The sequence below is a fragment of the Aurantibacter crassamenti genome (genome assembly GCF_016811105.1).
In the GTDB taxonomy this organism is placed as follows: domain Bacteria; phylum Bacteroidota; class Bacteroidia; order Flavobacteriales; family Flavobacteriaceae; genus Aurantibacter_A; species Aurantibacter_A crassamenti.
On sequence record NZ_JAFBGM010000001.1, the window covers coordinates 1331116 to 1354099 of the forward strand.

Annotated in this window: 15 protein-coding genes; 9 read left to right on the plus strand and 6 right to left on the minus strand. The window is 35.9% G+C overall.

The window, feature by feature from the left end; genetic code table 11:
- Positions 1-123 precede the first annotated feature (123 nt).
- From JQC67_RS19035 to JQC67_RS05560, 3 genes are all read left to right on the plus strand, one after another.
- Positions 124-282 (plus strand): DUF6747 family protein, encoded by a 159-nt coding sequence (locus JQC67_RS19035; protein ID WP_317198359.1) that lies wholly within the window; start codon positions 124-126, stop codon positions 280-282.
- Between the two features lie 139 nt (positions 283-421).
- A complete protein-coding gene (dinB, locus tag JQC67_RS05555) occupies positions 422-1636 on the plus strand; it encodes a DNA polymerase IV (protein WP_203251855.1) in 1215 nt (404 codons plus the stop codon).
- 81 nt (positions 1637-1717) lie between these two features.
- Positions 1718-4753: a DNA polymerase III subunit alpha gene (locus JQC67_RS05560; protein WP_203251856.1), complete on the plus strand. Its 3036-nt coding sequence runs from the start codon at positions 1718-1720 to the stop codon at positions 4751-4753.
- Positions 4754-4797: 44 nt separating this feature from the next.
- Here JQC67_RS05560 and JQC67_RS05565 read toward each other — a convergent pair whose 3' ends face one another.
- Positions 4798-5616, minus strand: a complete 819-nt coding sequence (locus JQC67_RS05565; RefSeq protein WP_203251857.1) for a 3-keto-disaccharide hydrolase — start codon at positions 5614-5616, stop codon at positions 4798-4800.
- Positions 5617-5721: 105 nt separating this feature from the next.
- On the opposite strand from JQC67_RS05565, the gene JQC67_RS05570 reads away from it, so the two are divergent.
- Both JQC67_RS05570 and JQC67_RS05575 read left to right on the plus strand, forming a co-directional pair.
- A complete protein-coding gene (locus JQC67_RS05570; protein ID WP_203251858.1) occupies positions 5722-8016 on the plus strand; it encodes an FdhF/YdeP family oxidoreductase in 2295 nt (764 codons plus the stop codon).
- 305 nt (positions 8017-8321) lie between these two features.
- A complete protein-coding gene (locus tag JQC67_RS05575) occupies positions 8322-8702 on the plus strand; it encodes a hypothetical protein (RefSeq protein WP_203251859.1) in 381 nt (126 codons plus the stop codon).
- 12 nt (positions 8703-8714) lie between these two features.
- On the opposite strand, the gene JQC67_RS05580 is transcribed toward JQC67_RS05575, so the two are convergent.
- Together JQC67_RS05580 and JQC67_RS05585 are read right to left on the minus strand one after the other, a co-directional pair.
- Positions 8715-9893 (minus strand): acyl-CoA dehydrogenase family protein, encoded by a 1179-nt coding sequence (locus tag JQC67_RS05580; RefSeq protein ID WP_203251860.1) that lies wholly within the window; start codon positions 9891-9893, stop codon positions 8715-8717.
- Positions 9894-9949: 56 nt separating this feature from the next.
- The gene (locus JQC67_RS05585; protein ID WP_203251861.1) at positions 9950-10663 is read right to left on the minus strand and encodes a tRNA1(Val) (adenine(37)-N6)-methyltransferase; all 714 of its coding nucleotides are present in this window, start codon (positions 10661-10663) and stop codon (positions 9950-9952) included.
- A 118-nt stretch (positions 10664-10781) separates the two neighbouring features.
- On the opposite strand from JQC67_RS05585, the gene JQC67_RS05590 reads away from it, so the two are divergent.
- Together JQC67_RS05590 and JQC67_RS05595 are read left to right on the plus strand one after the other, a co-directional pair.
- The gene (locus JQC67_RS05590; protein WP_238934493.1) at positions 10782-12008 is read left to right on the plus strand and encodes a hypothetical protein; all 1227 of its coding nucleotides are present in this window, start codon (positions 10782-10784) and stop codon (positions 12006-12008) included.
- Between the two features lie 390 nt (positions 12009-12398).
- On the plus strand, positions 12399-15167 hold the full coding sequence (locus JQC67_RS05595; protein ID WP_203251862.1) for a DUF7133 domain-containing protein: 2769 nt from the start codon (positions 12399-12401) through the stop codon (positions 15165-15167).
- Here the strand turns inward: JQC67_RS05595 and rimM are convergent.
- The 3 genes from rimM to JQC67_RS05610 form a co-directional block, all read right to left on the minus strand.
- Positions 15144-15683, minus strand: coding sequence for a ribosome maturation factor RimM (rimM, locus tag JQC67_RS05600; RefSeq protein WP_203251863.1), 540 nt, complete (start codon positions 15681-15683; stop codon positions 15144-15146). The two genes, JQC67_RS05595 and rimM, sit on opposite strands and share 24 nt — an antisense overlap.
- Positions 15684-15696: 13 nt before the next feature.
- Entirely contained in the window at positions 15697-16275 is a 579-nt protein-coding gene (locus JQC67_RS05605; RefSeq protein WP_203251864.1) for a 30S ribosomal protein S16, read from the minus strand.
- A 222-nt stretch (positions 16276-16497) separates the two neighbouring features.
- Positions 16498-17895, minus strand: coding sequence for a sulfatase family protein (locus tag JQC67_RS05610; RefSeq protein WP_238934494.1), 1398 nt, complete (start codon positions 17893-17895; stop codon positions 16498-16500).
- Between the two features lie 191 nt (positions 17896-18086).
- Between JQC67_RS05610 and dnaE the strand changes: the two genes are divergently transcribed.
- Both dnaE and trxA read left to right on the plus strand, forming a co-directional pair.
- Entirely contained in the window at positions 18087-22466 is a 4380-nt protein-coding gene (gene dnaE / locus JQC67_RS05615) for a DNA polymerase III subunit alpha (RefSeq protein WP_203251866.1), read from the plus strand.
- 137 nt (positions 22467-22603) lie between these two features.
- A complete protein-coding gene (gene trxA / locus JQC67_RS05620; protein WP_203251867.1) occupies positions 22604-22921 on the plus strand; it encodes a thioredoxin in 318 nt (105 codons plus the stop codon).
- Positions 22922-22984 lie beyond the last annotated feature (63 nt).

Sequence of the window (22984 nt, forward strand, 5' to 3'; positions counted from 1 at the left end):
TTATTACAATATATTCAATTGCTAGAGTATCATTGTGATTTAGAGCAAAAAATACCTGTAAACTAGTAGAAAATTGTACTCTTGAATATGAAAATTAGAATATGCCTTTTACTAATCTAAGCAGTGTTTATTAAGGAGATTTATTTAGAAGGATTTAGAAATTTGGGAAGTTTTATCCAAAAGAACTATATGAAGGTTCTTGCATGGTTTAGTTTCTTTTTGATTTTAATAAGCCTTTATGCATTAATTTTTAGAATTTCTACAGGCTTTGCATTTGATTAATACCAAGGCGTAGAACAATTTACAAATTAAGGATAAAAAGCACCTTGCAAAATGCGAGGTGCTTTTTTAGATTGAAATATATGGAAATAATCCAAAAAATTGGAAATAATCCATATATTAGCTTCCTGTTTTGAAGCGCATGAATAAAACCATTTTGCATCTTGATTTAGACACATTTTTTGTGTCTGTTGAACGCCTTTTAGATAGTCGATTAAAGAATAAACCCATTCTTGTTGGCGGTCTGAGTGATCGTGGTGTAGTAGCAGCTTGTAGCTACGAAACTCGTGGATATGGTATTCATTCAGGTATGCCCATGAAGATGGCAAAAGAACTATGCCCTGAGGCTATACGAATTAAAGGTAATGCAGGTACGTATAGTACACATTCTAATCTTGTTACAGAAATTGTTAAAGAACATGTGCCGCTCTTTGAAAAATCAAGCATTGATGAGTTTTATGCAGATCTCACAGGAATGGACCGTTTTTTCGGTTCGTATAAATACGCATCTGAATTACGACAAAAAATCATAAAAGAAACAGGCTTGCCTATTTCTTTTGGCTTGTCTGGTAATAAAGTAGTTTCAAAAGTAGCTACAAACGAAGCTAAGCCAAACAATCAGCTTAAAATAGACTACGGATTTGAAAAGCCTTTTTTGGCACCATTATCTATTAAAAAAATACCCATGGTGGGTGATAAAACCTATCAAATACTCCGAAATCTAGGTTTACGAAAAGTAGGCACTATACAAGAGATGCCTATGGATGTTATGCAGCGCGTATTGGGTAAAAACGGAGCTGTAATTTGGAAACGCGCCAATGGTATTGACCATACGCCTGTTATTCCGTTTTGGGAGCGAAAGTCTATTTCTACCGAACGTACTTTTGATAAAGACACTATTGATACAGTAAAACTGAACGGTATTTTAATTGCAATGACTGAAAACTTGGCTTATCAGTTAAGACGAGGTGAAAAGTTGACCGCCTGTATTGCAGTGCGTATTCGGTATTCTGATTTTAATACCTATTCAAAGCAAATGCGAATACCGTACACTAGTGCCGATCATATTTTAATTCCAAAGATATTAGAGCTATTTAAGACGCTATATAACCGAAGATTATTGGTGCGCTTAATAGGTGTCCGGTTTACGCATTTAGTCAGTGGTAACTACCAAATAAATTTATTTGAAGATACTGAAGAGGCTTTGAATCTTTATCAGGCTATGGATCATATTCGAAAAAAATATGGTGATAAAAGTGTGATACGGGCAGCAGCTATGGATGCGCGTACCATAGAGCGAATGCATAATCCGTTTAACGGGCAGCCGCCAACTATATTGGCACATCGAAAGCAGTAAAGACAATTTGATAGTTGTCTGTTTGTAGTATTTAAGTTCAGCCAACAACCATCATTCAATCATCATTAATAAATAACCAATTTGTATTTAAACTGTCATACATATTACAGCCTTCGCTTCGGAACTTTTTCTGAGCTTGAACTTTTGAGGCTTGCTCAAGAGAATCATGTAACGCAATTGGTGATGACTGATATTAATAATACTTCGGGGGCACTCAATTTTGTGCGTAAAGCAGCTGAATATAATGTGACACCTATACTCGGAATCGATTTTAGAAATGGAGTAGATCAGTGTTTTGTAGGTATTGCCAAGAATAATGAAGGGTATTTGGTGCTGAATAATTTTCTTTCAGAACATTTACATGAAACAAAAAAACTACCGCTAATTGCCCCAAAATTAGAAGGTGTTTATGTGGTTTATCCTTTTGAGAAGGTGCTTGAGAATGAGCAAATAACATTTGCTGAAAACGAGTATATCGGAATTTCAATAGCCGATTTGCGAAAGCTTCCTTTTTCACGCTTGGCAAAGTTGAAAGATAAATTGGTGGTACAGCAACCTGTTACATTTCGCAATAAAGCTGATTTTAATGCACATCGATTGCTTCGTGCTATTGATAACAATATACTATTGAGTAAGTTGGAAAAATCGGAAGAAGCCAATGAAAACGAGAAAATGTTTCCGATAATGAACTTAGCGGCTGCCTTTTCAGAATTCCCCTTTATTTTAGAGAATACAGAGCGTTTGCTGAACTCTTGTTCAATTCATTTTGATTTCTCTAAAGAACGAGAGCCACAAAACCTTAAAACCTATAATGCTACTAAGCAAGAAGATGAGGTGATGATTGAGCGATTGTGCCAAGAAGGGTTGTCTTATCGGTATCCTGATGGGGGAGATGGCGTTCTTGAGCGTGTAGAAAAAGAGCTGCAACTTATCAAAAGCATGGGTTTTGTCTCTTATTTTCTTATCAATTGGGATATTATCAGCTATGCTCGCAAACAAAATTTTTTCTATGTAGGTAGAGGCAGTGGCGCAAATAGTATTGTAGCCTACCTTTTGCGTATTACTGATGTAGATCCAATGGAGCTCGATTTGTATTTTGAACGCTTCATGAATTTGTATCGAGCCAATCCGCCTGATTTTGATATTGATTTTTCACATCGAGATCGGCCTACTATTACCCAATATATTTTTGATCGATTTGAACATGTGGCACTCTTAGGTACGTATGTGACTTTTAAAGAGCGGGGTGTTATTCGCGAACTTGGAAAAGTGTTTGGACTTCCGAAAAGTGAAATTGACATGCTCTCTGGTGGAAAATATGACCTCTCACAACTTGATGAGGTATCGCGTTTGGTTATTAAGTACGGTCGTTTAATAATAGACATGCCAAATTACTTAAGTATTCATGCTGGGGGTATATTAATTTGTGAAAAACCACTGCACTGGTTTGCTGCTACCCATCTTCCGCCCAAAGGTTTTCCGACTGTTCAGTTTGATATGGTAATTGCTGAAGATGTGGGGCTCTTTAAATTTGATATTCTTGGGCAGCGCGGATTGTCGAAAATACGGGAATCGCTAGATATTATAGCCTATAATCAACCGCAAGAAATCAACAAATTTGACATTCATGATGTGCGTAGGTTTAAGACTGATCAGTCGGTTAACGCATTAATCAAGAGTGCACAGTGTATGGGTTGTTTTTATATAGAATCACCAGCTATGCGTATGCTTTTAAAGAAATTAGAGGTTGATAATTACCTAGGTTTGGTGGCAGCGAGTTCTATAATTAGACCCGGAGTTGCAAAAAGTGGTATGATGCGAGAGTATATTCTTCGGCATCGAAATCCGGGTAGAGATAAAGAAAGAGCGCATCCTGTTATGCTAGAAATTATGCCAGATACGTATGGGGTAATGGTGTATCAAGAAGATGTAATTAAAGTAGCACATCATTTTGCTAATCTTGATCTTGGTGAGGCAGATGTGTTACGCCGTGGTATGAGCGGAAAGTTTCGTTCGCGCGAAGAATTTCAAAAAGTAAAAGAGAAATTTTTTGAGAACTGCCGAAGTAAGTCATATCAAGAAAAGCTTATTTCAGAGGTTTGGGAGCAGATTGCTAGTTTTGCTGGCTATGCTTTTGCAAAGGGCCATTCTGCTTCTTATGCGGTAGAAAGTTATCAAACCTTGTTTTTACGCGCTTATTATCCGTTAGAGTATATGGTAGCTGTACTTAACAATGGTGGTGGTTTTTACCGCTCAGAGTTTTATGTGCATGAAGCTCGTATGTTGGGTGCTGCAATTAATCCACCATGTATTAATAAGAGTTTTAATGCCAATGTAATTTATGGTAAGGCTATTTATCTTGGTTTCGGGTATTTACATGAGTTAGAGAACCGCGTATCAGAACGTATCATAAAAGATAGAACAGCCAACGGAAGCTATGCTTCTTTAGAAGATTTTTTAGACCGAGTTTTTATAACCATTGATCAGGTAAGTATTCTAATTCGTATTGATGCTTTTCGGTTCACAAAAGTCAATAAGCATGAATTACTCTGGAAAGCCCATCTTTTTCTTACTAAAAACGTGAAAATTGATCACCCTAAATTGTTTCCGCCCAAACATCAAGATTTTAAGATTCCACAATTACATACCACAGATCTTGAAATGGCTTTTACACAGTTAGAGCTGATAGGTTTTTGTTTATGTAGTCCGTTTGAATTATTAGTGGAATCCCCAAAAAATAATAGATGCGTAAAGGATTTAGAGCGTTTTTTAGGCCACCATATTGATATTTATGGCTATTTGGTTACCGTTAAGAATACGAAAACTCATAATGGAAAACGAATGCATTTTGCTACAATGATTGATCAGCAGGGTAAAGTGTTTGATGCGGTGCTTTTTCCGCCCGTGGCTGCGCAGTATTATTTTAGGGGTAAAGGCATTTACCGTTTTTATGGTAAAGTGGTTAGTGAATTTGGTTTTCTGAGCATAGAGGTCGTTAAAATGATAAAACAAGACTATATACAAGACCCAAGATATGCTGAAGTGAAAACGAGCGTTAAACATTTTCAGCAAAAAGAGAAAGATATGCTTGCATCTAAAGTTGAGGAAAAGAATTAAAAATAACTCTCTTCAATAAACCTTAAAGTAAAATAATAGTTGGTTTATAATTCTTTCAGCATAATATTACGATACTCCACTTTCATTGGTGGCCCAACGTGCACTTGAACACCTAACTTTCCGGCAGACATTCTATTGATGCTATCATTATCAATCACTTCACTCATTAAAACACCATTAATATAGTGTTGAAGGCGATTTTCTTTAATTATTAAGTGAGCTTCGTTCCAATCGTCACTTTTGATTTTGGTCTTTAACGAGTCTATATTCCCAATCTGTTCTAACACTTCACGACTTTGCCAACAATTCTTTGCAACATTGGCACGTAAAGAACCTTTTTCATCAGCGTTATCTTGCGTGAAAATTTCTGCTTTTTCACCCCTGTATGCTAAAGTAGCTCTTTTGCGCTCTTCGTAATTTTGACCAGTATATCTAATTTTTCCATCAATATCTGCTTGATAACCACGCAGTGCAAAAGGTATAGTGTCTAATTGGTCACTGCGATAATTAATGCCACTATTTCCATTTTCTGAAATTTTGAATTCTAATTTCAGCTCAAAATCGGCTGGATGCTTATCCTGATAAATAATAAAAGTATTCGTTTTTAATAGTGTTTCAGGAGTAATTTCGCCTACCAAATTACCATCTACTACACTCCAATAGGTAGCATCGCCATCCCATCCGTTGAGTGTTTTTCCATCAAAAATGGATTCAAATTCAGGTGAAACCACCACGTCTTCAGCCTCCGCTTCAGTATTTTCTTTCTGCTGTTTTTCTTTACAAGATTGTAGGCTGATAATTAGACAAAGACAAATTGTTATTGAATTTGAAACTCTTTTAAATTGTTTTGTGAACGTAATCATGTGCTATTTTTAAGGTTGGTAGTCATGCTAAAAGTACTAAAGTTAGCAAACATATACACAAACACAATTAAGTATAATTTTTTTCAAAATAATTACCTTTAACAAATGCAAGAATTTCGAAGAAATGTATCAATAAGTGGTTCTCAAGAATTTACGGGTATTTCACTTAAAAACCCAGTACGTATAGCTGCTGGAGTACTTGGGGTAAAAGAAGCATTACGGCACGGATTTAAAGAAATGGGTATTGTTCGCTCAATGACTGCATTGCTTGAAATGAATCAGAAAGATGGTTTTGACTGTCCAAGTTGTGCTTGGCCAGATCCTGATGAGCCTTCTAGAGTAGCTGAGTACTGTGAAAATGGGGCAAAAGCTTTAGCTGATGAGGCTACAACTAAAAAGATTGATGCAGCTTTTTTTAAGAAATATTCAGTAGAAGAGCTTTCTCAGCTCACTGATTATCAATTAAATAAATTCGGTAGGCTTGTTGAGCCTTTGGTTTTGAAACCAGGTAGTATTTATTATGAGCCCATTTCGTGGGAAAATGCATTTGAGTTAATTGCTGATGAGTTGCATAAACTTAATTCGCCTGATGAAGCTATTTTTTATACATCAGGAAGATCTAGTAATGAGGCTGCTTTTTTATATGGAATGTTTGCTCGTGCATTAGGCACAAATAACATGCCTGATTGTTCAAATATGTGCCATGAATCAAGTGGTGTAGCTCTTGGTGAAACTTTAGGTATAGGAAAAGGGTCAATAAAACTTGAAGATTTGTATGAAGCAGAAGTTGTTATAGTTGCAGGTCAGAATCCTGGTACAAATCATCCAAGAATGTTATCAGCACTTGAAAAATGCAAAAATAACGGCGGCAAGGTTATTAGTATAAACCCGCTTGAAGAATCTGGTTTGGTTGAATTTAAGAATCCGCAGTACTTAAGTGGTTGGGTAAGACCTGGTGTTTCAATTGCAGATATACATCTAGCTGTAAATATCAACCAAGATATTGCTTTGATTAAATTAATATTGAAAAAGTTAGCAGCCTTAGATGCTAAAAGTAAAACTGTTTTTGATCATACTTTTCTTAAAGAATATACTGAAGGGTATGACGATTTAATTGAGGACATAGCCCAATATGACGAAGACGAGTTGCTACGGTTAAGCGGAGTGAATCTTGAACAAGTTGAAGACTTAGTACAACTTTTAGCTAGTAAATCTAAAATAGTAGTCTGCTGGGCCATGGGATTAACGCAGCATAAAAATGGCGTTGAAAATATTCGAGAGTATATAAATTTATTGCTACTTAAAGGGGCAATAGGAAAGCCAAATGCAGGCACTTGCCCTGTACGCGGACACAGTAATGTACAAGGTGATCGTAGTGTAGGTATCATGCATTTTGTAAATAAAGATTTAAACAAACGAATAGAAGAGCATTTGGGTTTTAAAGCGCCTGAAAAAGAAGGTTTTGATACCGTAGATGCCATGAAAGCTATGCATGAAGGAAAAGGTAAAGTTTTCATGTGCCTTGGTGGTAATTTTCTAATGGCGGCTTCAGATACAACCTATACTGCTGAGGCTCTAGAGCAATGTGAATTGACTGTGCAGGTAAGTACTAAGTTGAATAGAACTCATTTGGTTACCGGTAAATCTGCATTGATTCTGCCAACTATTGGCCGGTCTGAAAAAGACATTAAAAATGGTAAACAACGTCATTTTACAGTTGAGAATAGTATGGGGCGGGTCACACAATCAAAAGGGGTGCTAAAACCTGCTTCGGATAATTTAATGAGTGAGCCTGAAATTATCGGACAATTGGCACATGCTTATTTTCAAGGAAATCATTCGGTTGATTGGAAATCACTTGGTGAGGATTACGAATTGACGCGTAGTTATATTGATAAAGTAGTAAAAGGTTTTGAAGGTACAGAAGAACGTTCAAAAGGTGCAGGATACTATTTGCCTAATAATGTACGCACTTTAGATTTCAGCATGCTGTCTAACGGCAAAGCTCAGATTACTATAAATAGGTTGCCGCAGCATGATTTAAAACAAAATGAATTCATGTTAATGACTATTCGGTCACACGATCAATTCAATACTACTATTTATGGTTTAGATGATAGGTATAGAGGCGTGTATAATGAACGCAGAGTACTTTTTATGAATATAGATGATATGGCAACTATGAACTTAAAAAAGTTTGATGTTGTAGATATTAGTAGCGATTATGATGGTAAAATTAGAACTGCACCAAAGTTTCTTATTATTCCCTATAATATTCCCTCTGGAAATTTGGCGGCATATTTTCCTGAAACCAATGTTTTGGTGCCTTACAATCATTTTGCAGAAAAAAGTAAAACTCCAATCAGTAAATCTATAAAAGTAACTGTAACGAAAGTTTGAAGCTGTTCTAGTACTCTAAAAAAGCGTTTCAAATAGGTATTAACTAAAAAGAGCTCCGTCTTTCGATGGGAGCTCTTTTACGAGAACACTATATGAAAATGAAAAAATTTTATTTCGTTTTTAATTACATGTCAAACTTACGTACATCATTGATTTCTGTAAAGAAAATGATGTGAAACAGGCTAATTGTGTTGTGAAATGAGCCATAAATGATTTTTAGGAGTTTTTTTTAGGTAAAAAGACGCTGTTAAGTATAATTTATCCTCGCTTTTTTACGTTCTATTTAAAACCACCATCTTTTAATAATGAAGCGAGTAGCTGCCATATTTGTATTATTCATTGCATTGAATTCTTGCACAAAGGATAATGATGATGTGGTACATACAGAATTGGAAGGAAGTTGGGTGTTGGCAAATGCCTCTTGTTTTTGTGCTTTTGGTGAAAATCCTGACTTTAGCACCCATGAAATCAACTTTAAGGGCAGCGTATTAATTGTTCAGAACTCAGGAGAGTTTCAATTCTTAAAAGATACGGCTGGTTCTTACAGTGTTGACGGAAATGTGATTACACTAAAAAATGGGGCGCAATACAAATATGTTATAAAGGATAAAACTTTAGAATTAACCTTTGTTGATAACCCTGATATAGCAGATGATGAATTGCTATTGACGTATGAAAAATATTGATTATTCGATTATTTACTGAAAAGCAGAAATGCCAGTAATATCAGCACCTGTAATCAATAAATGAATATCGTGTGTGCCTTCATAAGTAATTACACTTTCTAAATTCATCATGTGGCGCATAATTGAATACTCGCCAGAAATACCCATAGCTCCTAATATTTGCCGTGCTTCTCTAGCAATTTTTAGTGCCATTTCAACATTGTTTCTTTTTGCCATTGATATTTGAGCGGATGTTGCTTTGCTTTCATTTTTTAATTGTCCTAATCTAAAGGCTAGCAATTGTGCTTTGGTAATTTCAGTAATCATTTCAGCTAATTTCTTTTGTTGTAGTTGAAATGCGGCTATTGGTTTCCCAAATTGAACACGTTCTTTAGCGTAACGTAAAGCAGTATCATAACAATCCATTGCTACACCGATAGCTCCCCACGCAATCCCGTAACGGGCGGAATCTAAACATCCTAATGGAGCGCCAAGGCCATTTTTTCCAGATAACAAGTTCTCTTTTGGCACTTTTACATTATCAAAAATTAACTCACCAGTCGCTGAGGCTCGTAAAGACCATTTATTGTGTGTTTCTGGAGTTGAAAAGCCTTCCATGCCACGTTCAACTAATAGCCCGTGTATTCTTCCTTCTTCATTTTTAGCCCAGATAACCGCAATATCTGCAAATGGTGCATTTGAAATCCAAAGTTTAGCACCATTTAATAAATAGTGGTCACCCATATCTTTGAATTTGGTTTCCATTCCGTTTGGGTTTGAACCATGATTGGGTTCAGTCAAACCAAAACAACCTATCCATTCACCAGAAGCCAATTTTGGTAAGTATTTTTTACGCTGTTCTTCAGTTCCGTAGTTGTAAATAGGATACATGACTAATGATGATTGTACTGATGCAGTAGAACGAATTCCGCTATCACCACGCTCAATTTCTTGCATGATAATTCCATAGCTGATTTGGTCTAATCCTGCGCCGCCGTATTCTGTTGGAATGTATGAGCCAAAGGCGCCAATTTCTGCCAAACCTTTAATGATTTGTTTTGGAAATTCAGCTTTCTGTGCATACGCTTCAATGATGGGCGATATGTGGTGTTTTACCCATTGCCTTGCAGTACTTCGCACGAGTAAATGTTCTTCTGAGAGTAGGTCGTCAAGGTTATAGTAGTCGGGTGCTTTAAAAGAATCAGGTTTCATATTGTTAATTTTTTGTGTAATTTAATTATGAAACGCAACTTAAAATTTAATAAATGTTACATTTTCAGATAAAAGTCTTTTGTCAAATCGATATATGCCTCGGTGTATACATGTCTGTCTAGTTCAATTGTCAATTCGCTAAAATCAGTTTTTTGATTCGTAAAAGTAAATTCTAAAAGGCTTCTTTTTATTTCAGCTAATTGATTTCCTCTTACCCTCATAATGTTTTTAGGATAAAGACCGAAAGAAGCTGCTAATTTTATAAAGTTATCTTCTTCTTTGAAGGGGATTATCGTTGCGAAATGGCCATCTGAAGAAAGTAATTTTGAAACACCTTCTATTAATTCATCGAAAGGTAAAGATTGATTTTGTCTGGCTGTGTCCCTGGCAGTGTTTCCGCTAGATACTTCTTCTGAGTAAAAAGGAGGATTAGAAATAATCATGTCATATGGTTCTTCAATTTCTGTAACAAATTCATCCAGTCCTGCGTGGTAGCAAAACAATCGGTTAGCCCATTGAGAAGATTCAAAATTCTCAACACATTGTTCGTATGCATCTTCAACAATTTCTAATGCTTCAATAGTCATTGCCTCACTTCTTTGAGCAAGCATTAAAGAGAGAAGCCCGGTACCGGCTCCAATATCTAATATAGTGTTTGGTTTGGTTGAAATTGATGCCCATGCGCCGAGTAGTACACCATCTGTGCCTACTTTCATGGCGCTGCCAAGTTGGTTGACGTTAAATTCTTTAAATGAAAAATTGTCTTTCAAGTGCTTGTGATTTATGTAAATGAATTAATAATTGAGTTTAATGTCGTAAAAAACAAACCTTTATTAAAATGCATCGTATATAAAGTTTACTATCTAATATTCAAATAAAACACTAATTATGAAATTAAATCTAAAACCTTTTTTTGTATTACCATTATTGACTGCGTTCTTTCTTTTTGGATCTTGTAGTGATGACGAAGATGAACCTGCAGTACAAGTTGAAAAAATGGAAGAGGAAATGATGGAAATGGAAGAAGTCATTACTGTCGTAGATTCTAAAACTTTCAATTTAGGCTCAGTTGATAATCCTGATATTTCAGGTGCTGCTAAATTTATTTTATTCAGTAATGATTCTACTGTGGTGGAGTTGAAATTGGATAATACTGTTGATGGCGATATGCATCCAGCACATATACATTTCAATACAGCTGCTGAAGGCGGTGATATTGCAATAACATTAGCAATTGTTGATGGTGGTGACGGAGAAAGTTCTACACCTGTAACGATGCTTAATGATGGTACAGCCATAACATATGAGCAGCTTTTGCAGTATGATGGATATATTAATGTTCACCAAAGTACTGAAGATTTAGGGACATTAGTTGCACAAGGTGATATAGGTCAAAATGAATTAACAGGTACATCAAAAGCTTATGTTCTTGGAGGTGTAGATGTTCCAGGAATTGATGGAGCTGCTACATTCTTTGAAAGAGTGAACGGTGAAGCTCTTGTTGTAATTCAATTGAATAATACACCTGAAGATGGCGAACATCCAGGTCATATTCATGCTAATAGTGCTGCAGAAGGCGGAGATATTTTATTTACATTAAATCCGGTAAATGGTGCTACAGGTATTAGTAATACCAATTTAGCAGTATTAGACGATGATTCTGTCTTTGGATATTCAGATGTGCTAACGGTTGACGGGTATATAAATATTCATGCAAGTGCTGAAGATTTGGGAACATTGGTTGCTCAAGGAAATATTGGTAGCAATGACGGAATAGAAGAGGAAGAAGAAGCGTCAAAAGATTTTGTGGTTACAAACAATGGAGCTTCCTCATATGTTTTTAATTCAGATGATGTCACAGATCTTGAAAATCCAGATTTAACCCTAAAACGTGGTGAGACATATACGTTTGCTGTAACTGCCTCAGGACATCCATTTTTTATTAAATCTGTTCAAGGAAATACGAATGGTAATGCCTATAGTAATGGGGTGACTAATAACGGAACACAAGACGGTACTGTAACTTTTGAGGTGCCCTTGGATGCGCCTGATACCTTATTCTACAATTGTCAGTTTCATTCAGTTATGACAGGTACTTTGGTTATTATTGATTAAGTTTTCTATGAAAAATAAAAGCTCTAAACCTGTTGCTATGCAACAGGTTTTTTTATTTTAAAATTTTTATAATTTACCTTTTTCTCTGTTCTCAATCACTGAAGGTCTAATAACGAATCACACTAATTTATCGCGCTTATCATTAGCTTAAAGTTTTAATTTTTACAATATTTATTTTTTCCTTTTTTAAAAACTGCCTTTTTATATTATGTGAAGTAAGAAATAAATAATAAGGTTATAAAAGCGTAAAGAAAAAATGCATTTGTTTTATGAGTACCCATCAATGCCATTTCAATAATTTAAGCTTGTTAGTTGTACTGAATATACTTATTTTCAACCGTTGAAAAACAAGACCAAACAGTATTTTATCAATTTATTTATCTCCTCTTAATGCTAAAGAATTTATTTACCTCTAAGAATTTTTGCGTGTTTTCTGCTATTTTATTGATTTGCAGTTGTGTGCCTAAAGAGAAACAAACTCATCCTGTAGACAAAGTAATTGGTGTAATGTCAGATTCATTTCCAAAAATAACAATACCTGAAGGGGTAGATGTTACTTCTGATGATTGGGCTGGTATCGATTTAGAGCCAAAAGCTCCTATTCTTCCATTGCATCCTGAAGAAGAGGCTAAAAAATTTATTTTACCAAAAGGGTATCATATTGAGCCTATTCTAACAGAGCCGGAAATTGAACAACCTGGGGCTATCGCATTTGATGGCGATGGTAGAATGTATGTTTTAGAGTTAAGAACGTACATGTTAACTGTAGATTCAGATAAAACCTTAGAACCTTCTAGTATAATATCAAGATGGGAAGACAAAGATGATGACGGTATTTATGAAACAGGAACTGTTTTTGTTGACGGATTAATTTTCCCTCGATTTGTATTGCCTTATGGTAAAGATGCTGTGTTAACTATGAATTCTGACGAAGATATTGTTTACAAATTTTCAGATACAGATGGTGATGGCAAAGCTGATAAAAAGGAATTTTTTACGGACAATTATGGTCGTTCTGGTAATGTTGAACATCAACAAGCCTTTATGTATTATAATATGGATAACTGGTTATATAGTACGTACAATGCTTTTAGAATTAGAGAGACTGACAACGGAATTATTCGTGAGAACACTGGTTTTAATAGAGCGCAATGGGGTGTTACACATGATGATGACGGAAAGCTATCATTTTTAGGAGGAGCAAGTGGTTTGCCTTCACAATTTCAATTGCCAGTGCATTATGGTAATTTTAAATACGAAGAGAATTATGCTGAAGGTTTCGAAGAGCCTTGGGGAGCTGTAGTTGAAGTTGCCGATTTGCAAGAAGGTATGGATCGTGTAAGCGAAAGAACTGGAGGTCCAACAAGAGTAACTGGTGCAGCAGGCAATGATATTTTTCGTGGTGATCGATTGCCAAAAGAGATGTATGGTCAGCTTTTTTATGGTGAGCCTGTTGCAAGAATTGTGCGTCAAGTAAATCCTGTTGTAACCGAAGGGCTTACAACCTTACATAATGCATATCAAGATGAAAAATCAGAATTTTTAAAATCTACAGATCCACTTTTTCGGCCAGTAGATTTAACAACTGCTCCTGATGGAACCTTATATGTTACTGATATGTATCACGGCATAATTCAAGAAGGTAATTGGGCACAAGAAGGAACTTATTTAAGAGCAAAAATTAAGCAATATCAATTAGATAAGGTTATAGGTCTTGGTCGTATTTGGAGGATTACTCATGATGATTTTACACGAGATAAAACTAAACCATCAATGCTTAATAAAACAGCAGCAGAACTTGTTCAGTATTTAGAACATAAGAATGGTTGGTGGCGAGATAAAGCACAGCAACTTATTGTTTTGTCTAAGGATAAAAGTGTTGCTCCGGCATTGGAAAAATTGGTAAAGCAAAGTGATAATCTACTAGGGCGTTTTCATGCGCTTTGGAGTTTAGAAGGTTTGGGGTCTATGAAACCTGAATTAATAGTTGAATTGTTGCAAGATGAAAATCCTAGAATGCGTATTCAAGCATTACGCGCTAGTGAAACATTGTATAAAGCGGGAAATAAGTCTTTTGAAAAGCTTTATTTGAATTTGTTGCAAGATGAAAACGTTGATGTGGCTATACAGGCCATGTTAACAGGTAAAGTGTTGGAGGTTGCAGATTTGAAACCGGCGATAGAGATATTGCTTAAATCAAATAAAGCAAAGGGAGTGCAAACAATTGGATCTCAAATTTTGAAGCCGGAAGAAGTTAAAAATTGGTGGGACGATTCTAGAGCAAGTGTTACCGATAGACAAAAGAATCAACTAAATAAAGGTCAGGTGATATTTAATGAGCTTTGTGTACAGTGTCATGGTAATGATGGGTTAGGTGCCCCTGTAGGTGAAGGATTGATTATGGCACCACCACTAGCAGGTTCAAATCGTGTGCAAGGGCATCCAGAATATGTTATAAAAACTTTGCTGCATGGTTTGCAAGGGCCGTTAGAAGGTAAGACTTATCCGGCAGGAATAATGGTAGGTAATAAAGAGCAGTCTGATGATTGGATTGCTTCAATAGCTTCGTATATAAGAACTAATCTTTCAAATGAAGCAACCGTTGTAAGTGAAGAAGAAGTTATTAAAATACGTTCTAAAACAAGCGGGCAAGATGGTTTTTATAAGTATGAAGAATTAGTTAATTCTGTACCTCATCTAATGGTGCCCAATGAAAGTTGGAAAATTTCTGCTAGTCATGCCGTGCAAACTCGCGTGGGGGGATCGGCCGCGCCAGCTGGAGCGTTTAATTTTGAAGGCTGGTCTACAGGAGAGAATCAGAAAAAAGGAATGTGGTTTCAAATAGAATTGCCTGAACCTGCTATGGTTTCAGAATTACGCTATGTTTCACCAGGAATATCTCAAGGCTGGCGAGAAGGTTCTCCACCGCCCTTGCCTACCTATCCTAGAGCGTATGAATTGCAAATTTCTCAGGATGGTAAAAATTGGACCACTGTAGATAAAGGTGTATGTAGTCAATCAAATATTGTTATGGCCTTTGATGCAATGGAGGCTAAATATTTGAAGATTATTCAAACTTCTGATTTGAAGAATGAAAAACATGAAAAATATCCTTGGTCAATGAGAGAGATGAAATTATATGGTATCACCAAGATATAGTGATACCAATCCTTCGGGGGTGGTTACATGAATTGTTTTGTTTTCACGATCAACCTTTGTGATGATATCATCGTTTATTGGAATCAATAATTCTGTATCACCTTTTAATACTTCAAATAAGGCTTGTGAAGTGTTGTCATTGACAGCGGTGATAGTGCCGATATTACCGTGAACCGAGTCAAGAAGTTCGAAACCAATTACTTCATGAAAATAGAATTTAGTGCCAGAAAGTTTAGGTAAAAATTCTAAAGGCAGATACAATTTAGTACCCATTATGCGGTCTGCGCCTGATTCATCGTTTATATCTTCAAAATCTATTCGTAGTAACGCTGATTTGTGAAGGCGACAGTTTTTAATAAAAAATGGAACCAGATTGTCACCTGAAAGGTTAACAAATACTGATTCCATGTTTTCGTAAACTTCGGGTTCATCGGTGTCTAATTTGACAAGAATTTCACCCTTAAAACTATATTTTGAAACGATTTTGCCTAGATAGAAACAATCTTCTTTGCGCATATCGTTTTAATAATTATGCTTCTTTTGAAGAATTGTCTTCAGCAGCTGTCTCTTCAGTAGCAGCTTCTTCTTTTACTTCTTCTACAGCTGCAGGCGCTTCTTCAGCAACCGCTTCAGCTGTTTCTTCAACTTCTGGTGCTGCAGCTTCAACTGCTGCTGCGGCACGTTTATCGTTAACTTCTTTCTCAGCTTTTAAAGCTTCGGCTTTAGCTTGATCCTTAGCTTTTTCTAAACCATCTACTTTAGCGCCAACCAATTTTCCTTTTTCTTCTAACCAAGCATTGAATTTTTCTTCAGCTTGTTCTTCTGAAAACGCACCTTTAGCAACACCGCCTAGTAAGTGTTTTTTCATCATAACACCTTTGTATGATAAAATAGCTCTTGCAGTGTCAGTTGGTTGTGCACCATTTTGTAGCCACTTTACTGAGTTGTCTACGCTAAGGTCAATAGTTGCAGGATTGGTATTAGGATTGTAAGTTCCTAATTTTTCTAGGTATTTACCATCTCTTTTTGAACGTGCATCAGCTGCTACGATCCAATAAAATGGTTTTCCTTTTTTACCGTGTCTTTGAAGTCTAATTTTTACTGGCATATCACATTAATTTGTAGGGTGCCCGACCCTTGGTTATTAATTCATTATTTTTTTGCATTTCTGACAAAGCAGAAAATATTCCTTGTAAAAGGGCTGCAAATATACTTCATTTCTTGAAAAGGACAACCAATTTCAAGATAATTGAATAAAATAAGTGTATTACTATTATTGGATGAGTTGTATTGTTTTTAAAGTATTGCGGTTGTAATTGATATTTAATACTTATTCGCGTTCCGCTAATTGATCTTTGCCAGCTACTAATTTGGCCTTATGTTCATCTTTAAGTGCTTGTATTTTTAGAAGAATTTCAGGGTGTTTACTTGCAATGTCAAATTGTTCAGATGGGTCTTCGCCTAAATTATATAGTATCGGAGTGTCGTGTTCTTTTCTTTCACCAAATTGACCATATACGCCTTGTGTAATGTAATGTGCTTTGTAATTGTCCAGTCGTATGGCATAAATCTCGTTACCTCGATAATAGATAATACTATTTCTAGGACTAGCTTTTTGTTCAAATAATACAGGTCCTAAATCATGACTATCTAAAATGCGGTCATTAGGAATTTTTGCTCCGGCTAGTTTGCTAAATGTTGTGAAGAGGTCCATTGTTGATCCAATGTCAGAAATGACGCCCGGTTTGATTTTTCCAGGAGCCCAAAAAATTCCGGGTTCTCGCATTCCACCTTCCCAAGTAGATCCTTTTCCAGCTCTAAGTAATCCAGCGCTACCTCCGTGCGTTTTGAATGGTAACCAAGGACCATTATCTGAAGTAAAAACAACAATGGTATTTTCCGCTAGACCTTCTTCTTTTAATGTTTTTAAGATTTTACCAACGCCGTTATCAATTTCCTCTAAAACATCACCATATAAACCACGTTCGCTTTTACCTGAAAATTCTTTAGATGCAAAAAGTGGAATATGCGGTAGATTGTGTGCTAAATAGACAAAGAAGGGCGTATCCTTATTCTTTTTGATAAATGAAACCGTTTCTTCAGAATATCTTTTGGTTATAGTATTTTGATCGGCAGGGCGTTCGATAATTTCTGTATTTCGCATCAGAGGAACATTAAAATCTTCAATAGAAATTGCTTCAGGCCCAATTTCAGCGTTGTCTTTATAATTAGCCTTTCCAACATGATCCATGTCGTTTGAGTAAGGTATGCCGAAATAATAATCAAAACCATTATTAGTAGGAAGAAATTGCTTTTTATGGCCTAGATGCCATTTTCCAATTGCGGCAGTATTGTAGCCAACCCCCTTTAATTGTTCAGCTAAAGTGATTTCACTAGCAGGTAGTCCGTTTTTAGAATCAGGAAAAAGCACACGTTGTTTTTTACTTGTCATGCCGCTTCGAATGGGTAATCTACCCGTTAAAATTGCGGCCCTACTTGGAGTGCAAACACTGGCGCCAACATAGAAGTTTGTCCATTTTTGTCCTTCATAAGCCATTTGATCTAGATGGGGTGTTTTTATAGTAGGATGCCCATAAACCCCGAGATCTCCATATCCTAAATCATCAGCAAATATGATAATGAAATTAGGTTGTTGATTTTTAGTGTCTTGACTCTTTAGATTGGTGAAAAAGAATATTAGTATAAGGCTGGTAAATAGATTTTTCATGGTCATATTTTTATAAAAATGGAAGATACCAATTAAATATAAAGCACGAAAAACTGATTGATAGTTTGGGGTTAATAACTCATGACAATAACCTTTTTTCTAACTAATCATTTTTCCTATTTTTACAGGTACTTTTTTTTGCGGTGCTCTTCCGATGATTCGGTAGTTCTCTAATAGATAGAATATTTTTTATGTACCTGATTTTTGATACTGAAACTACCGGACTTCCTAAACGCTGGAATGCTCCAATAACTGACACCGACAACTGGCCACGTTGTATTCAAATTGCATGGCAATTGCATGACGAAATGGGTAATTTGGTAGATAGCCAAGATTATTTAATAAAGCCTGTTGGTTTCAATATACCTTACGACGCAGAACAGATTCATGGTATTTCTACTGCTTTGGCTCAGCGTGATGGTATTCCTTTGGCTGAGGTTTTAGAGTTGTTCAATGCGGCAATGGCCGAAACAAAATTTGTTGTTGGACAAAACGTAGGCTTTGATTTGAATATCATGGGGGCAGAATTTCACCGATTAGGTGTTGAGAATCCACTTCAAGAACTTCCTGTTTTAGATACATGTACAGAGCACACTGCAAAGCTTTGTCAAATACCCGGTGGTAGAGGTGGTAAGTTTAAATTGCCGACCCTAACTGAGTTGCATGAATTTCTTTTCGGTGAACCTTTTTCTGAGGCGCACAATGCTACTGCTGATGTTGAGGCAACTACTCGATGTTTTTTAGAGCTAATCAGAAAAGAACAATTTACTTTAGAACAGCTTGACGCAGCTCCTGATTATTTTAAAAATTTCTCTGAGGCTAATCCTAAAGAAATTGAGTTAATAGGTCTTAAGCATATTAACCTTAAAAAAGCATCTAAAAAAATTGCAGATGCACTTTGGAAAAAGGATACGGGCAGTGTTTCATCCGAAGAAATAGAAGAAAATCTTGAGAACTTGGCAGATGCACCATTTTCTCATTTACATAACCATTCTCAATTTTCAGTTTTACAGAGCACCATTAATATAAAAAGTTTGGTGAAATCTGCTGCGGATAATGATATGCCTGCTGTGGCTTTAACGGATCATGCAAATATGATGGGTGCCTTCCATTTTGTAAAGGAGGTAAAAGCACATAACAAGACAGTTCAGGAGAAAAATAAAATAGCTGAAGAACATGGTGAGCCTGCGGATGGTCAACTATTAAAACCAATTATTGGTTGCGAGTTCTTTGTTTGTGATGATCATACAAATAAAAATGTAAAGGATTATGGCTATCAAATAGTATTGATGGCTAAGAATAAAAATGGTTATCAGAACCTATGTAAAATGTCTTCTATAGCTTATACAGATGGTTTTTACTACGTGCCAAGAATAGATAGGAAGGTTATTCAGCAATACAAAGAAGACATTATTGTGCTTACCGGGAATTTATATGGTGAGGTACCTGGTAAAATTCTAAATGTAGGTGAAAATCAAGCAGAAGAAGCTTTGATTTGGTGGAAGGAACAATTTGGCGATGATCTTTATGTTGAAATGATGCGCCACGGACAGGAAGATGAAGATCGGGTGAATCAGGTGTTAGTGCCATTGGCCAAAAAGCACAAGGTAAAATTGATTGCGACCAACAATACGTATTACTGCGCTAAAGAAGATGCAGAAGCACACGATATTTTGCTTTGTGTAAAAGATGGTGAAAAACAAGCTACACCTATTGGTAGAGGTAGAGGTTATCGATATGGTTTGCCTAATCAAGAATATTACTTTAAGTCTTCAGATGAAATGAAGGCGCTTTTTAAAGATTTGCCAGAGGCTATTTTAAATGTTAAAGAAGTAGTTGATAAGGTTGAAGCATATGAATTGGCACGAGATGTATTGCTTCCAAAATTCGATATTCCTGAAGAATTTAAAGATGCCGAAGATATAGATGGTGGTAATAGGGGTGAAAACGCATATCTACGTCACATTACATATGAAGGTGCCAAAAAACGTTACACAGAAATTACTTCAGAAATTAGAGATCGTATCGATTTTGAGTTAGATACTATTAAGAATTCTGGTTATCCTGGTTACTTTTTGATTACGGAAGATTTCATTCGTGAAGCGCGTAATATGGATGTTTCTGTAGGGCCTGGTAGGGGTTCTGCGGCAGGCTCTGTTGTAGCTTATTGCCTGACAATTACTAATATTGATCCGTTAAAGTATGATCTGCTTTTTGAGCGATTTTTGAATCCGGATCGTGTATCAATGCCTGATATTGATATAGATTTTGATGATGAGGGTCGGGGTAGAGTAATGGATTATGTAATAAATAAATACGGCGCCAATCAAGTAGCTCAAATTATTACATACGGTACTATGGCCGCAAAATCTTCCATCAGAGATACAGCTAGAGTTCTTGATTTGCCTTTGGGAGATGCTGATAGAATTGCTAAGTTAATACCAACCATGTCTAAGCTGGGTAAAATATTTGGTGTTTCAGAAGCAGATTTAAAGAAGAAATTCCGTTCAGATGATTTAGAGAAAATCAATGAATTACTAAATATTTCGGAAGGTAGTGATCTCGAGTCGCGTACGGTGAATATGGCTCGTATGCTTGAAGGTTCGGTTCGTAATACAGGTATACATGCTTGCGGTGTTATCATTACACCTAGTGATATTACTAATTTTGTTCCAGTTGCAACTGCAAAAGATTCAGACTTATATGTGACACAATTTGACAACTCGGTTGTTGAAAGCGCTGGTCTGTTGAAGATGGATTTCCTTGGATTAAAAACGCTAACCTTAATTAAGGATACCGTCAAAATCGTAAAGGCCAAGCACGGTATAGATTTGGTTCCAGATGATTTTCCGTTAGACGATGAAAAAACCTATGAGCTTTTTCAAAAGGGTGATACAGTAGGCATATTTCAATATGAATCACCAGGAATGCAAAAACATATGAAGGATTTGAAGCCTTCTGTTTTTGATGATTTAATTGCAATGAATGCATTATATCGTCCTGGACCAATGGATTATATTCCAGCATTTATAGAACGTAAAAATGGAATAGCAGAAATTAAGTATGACTTGCCAGATATGGAAGAATACTTAAAAGAAACCTATGGTATTACTGTATATCAAGAGCAGGTAATGTTACTTTCTCAGAAACTTGCAGGATTCTCTAAGGGTGATGCTGATGTTTTGCGTAAGGCAATGGGTAAAAAGATATTTGCTTTACTGCAAAAATTAAAACCGCAGTTCTTAGATGGTGGTGAAAAGAATGGGCACCCAAGAGATATACTTGAAAAGATTTGGAAAGACTGGGAAGCATTTGCAGCTTATGCATTTAACAAGAGTCACTCTACATGTTACGCTTATATAGCATATCAAACCGCTTATTTGAAAGCGCATTATCCTGCTGAATATATGGCGGCAGTACTTTCAAATAATATGAATGACATTAAACAGGTTACTTTCTTTATGGAAGAATGTAAGCGTATGGGTCTTGTTGTTTTGGGTCCAGATGTTAATGAATCGTATTACAAATTTGCCGTCAACAAAGAAGGTGCAGTTCGTTTTGGTATGGGTGCAATAAAAGGCGTAGGTAGATCAGCTGTTGAGACAATTGTTAAAAATAGAAATGAAGATGGGCCCTATAAGTCGGTTTTTGATATGACCAAACGTCTAGACTTACGTGCCGCAAATAAGAAGGCTTTTGAAAACCTTGCAGTTGCAGGTGGTTTTGATTCCTTCGGGGTTAACAGAGCGCAATATTTTCTTACTGAAAATGATGGAATTACTTTTTTAGAGAAGGTTGTTAAATATGGCTCAAAGTTTCAAGAAAATAAAAATTCATCGCAGGTAAGTTTATTTGGTGAAGCAAGTGAAGTACAAATACCTGAACCCGAAGTTCCGCATTGTGAAGAATGGGCTACAATGGAAAAGCTTCGTAGAGAAAAAGAAGTGGTAGGAATTTATATTTCGGGGCACCCTTTAGATGATTTTAAAAAGGAGATTAAAGCTTTTTGCAATGCTAGCGTATCTTGTGTAAGCCATCTTCCTGATTATGTAAACAGAGAGCTTTCTTTTGCAGGTGTTATTTCTGATGTGCAACACCGAATTTCAAAGAATGGCAAAGGTTGGGCTTCATTTACATTAGAAGACTATACAGATACTTTTGATTTCAGAATATTTGGAGAAGAATATTTGAAATTCAGACATTTTCTTATGATTAATTCTTTTGCCTACATAAAGGTTTTTGTCAAAGACGGATGGGTTAATCGTGAAACGGGAAAGAAAGGAGATCCAAGAATGCAGTTCAATAGTTTTATGTTATTGCAAGATGTAATGGATGCCTATGCAAGAAAGTTGACCATAAATCTCAACATCGATAATTTACGAGAAGACCGTATTCGTCAATTAAAAGAAACAATGACTGCACATAAAGGTGATCATGCATTGAATTTTGTAGTGTATGAAATGACAGATGAAATCAAAGTTAATTTGATAAGTAGAAAGCAAAAAGTTCAGATAAGTAGTGAATTGCTTACTACATTAGAAGAAGCAGATGTTTTATACAAGTTAAATTAAGTTTAAAGATCACTCCAGCTTCAATAGTAATAGCGTCATAAATTTCGCCAATATAGCAATAGATATAAGGTATACTACGTTAGTAAGTATTGAGCACAATATTTGACTAACTTTGTGTAATTAAAAAAATAAATCAAATGGCATTAGAGATAACAGATGCTACTTTTGAAGAAGTAGTATTAAAAAGTGATAAACCAGTAGTAGTTGATTTTTGGGCAGCATGGTGCGGACCATGTAGAATGGTAGGTCCAGTAATTGATGAATTAAGTACTGAATACGAGGGTAAAGCCGTTGTAGGAAAAGTAGACGTAGATGCAAATCAAGAATTTGCTGGCAAATATGGTGTACGAAATATACCTACGGTTTTGGTATTTAAAGATGGTGAAATTGTAACTAGACAAGTTGGTGTTTCTCCTAAACAAGTTTATGCAGATGCTATAGAAGCTGCATTGTAAGAATTAAAATTATTTTTAATTCAAGAAGGTTCAATTATGAAAAGTCATGATTGAACCTTTTTT

Coding starts and splice junctions, on each gene's coding strand:
- dinB (WP_203251855.1), top strand. CDS start 422: ATGAATAAAACCATTTTGCATCTTGATTTAGACACATTTTTTGTGTCT.
- JQC67_RS05565 (WP_203251857.1), bottom strand. CDS start 5,616: ATGATTACGTTCACAAAACAATTTAAAAGAGTTTCAAATTCAATAACA.
- JQC67_RS05570 (WP_203251858.1), top strand. CDS start 5,722: ATGCAAGAATTTCGAAGAAATGTATCAATAAGTGGTTCTCAAGAATTT.
- JQC67_RS05575 (WP_203251859.1), top strand. CDS start 8,322: ATGAAGCGAGTAGCTGCCATATTTGTATTATTCATTGCATTGAATTCT.
- JQC67_RS05580 (WP_203251860.1), bottom strand. CDS start 9,893: ATGAAACCTGATTCTTTTAAAGCACCCGACTACTATAACCTTGACGAC.
- JQC67_RS05590 (WP_238934493.1), top strand. CDS start 10,782: ATGAAATTAAATCTAAAACCTTTTTTTGTATTACCATTATTGACTGCG.
- JQC67_RS05595 (WP_203251862.1), top strand. CDS start 12,399: ATGCTAAAGAATTTATTTACCTCTAAGAATTTTTGCGTGTTTTCTGCT.
- rimM (WP_203251863.1), bottom strand. CDS start 15,683: ATGCGCAAAGAAGATTGTTTCTATCTAGGCAAAATCGTTTCAAAATAT.
- JQC67_RS05605 (WP_203251864.1), bottom strand. CDS start 16,275: ATGCCAGTAAAAATTAGACTTCAAAGACACGGTAAAAAAGGAAAACCA.
- JQC67_RS05610 (WP_238934494.1), bottom strand. CDS start 17,895: ATGAAAAATCTATTTACCAGCCTTATACTAATATTCTTTTTCACCAAT.
- dnaE (WP_203251866.1), top strand. CDS start 18,087: ATGTACCTGATTTTTGATACTGAAACTACCGGACTTCCTAAACGCTGG.
- trxA (WP_203251867.1), top strand. CDS start 22,604: ATGGCATTAGAGATAACAGATGCTACTTTTGAAGAAGTAGTATTAAAA.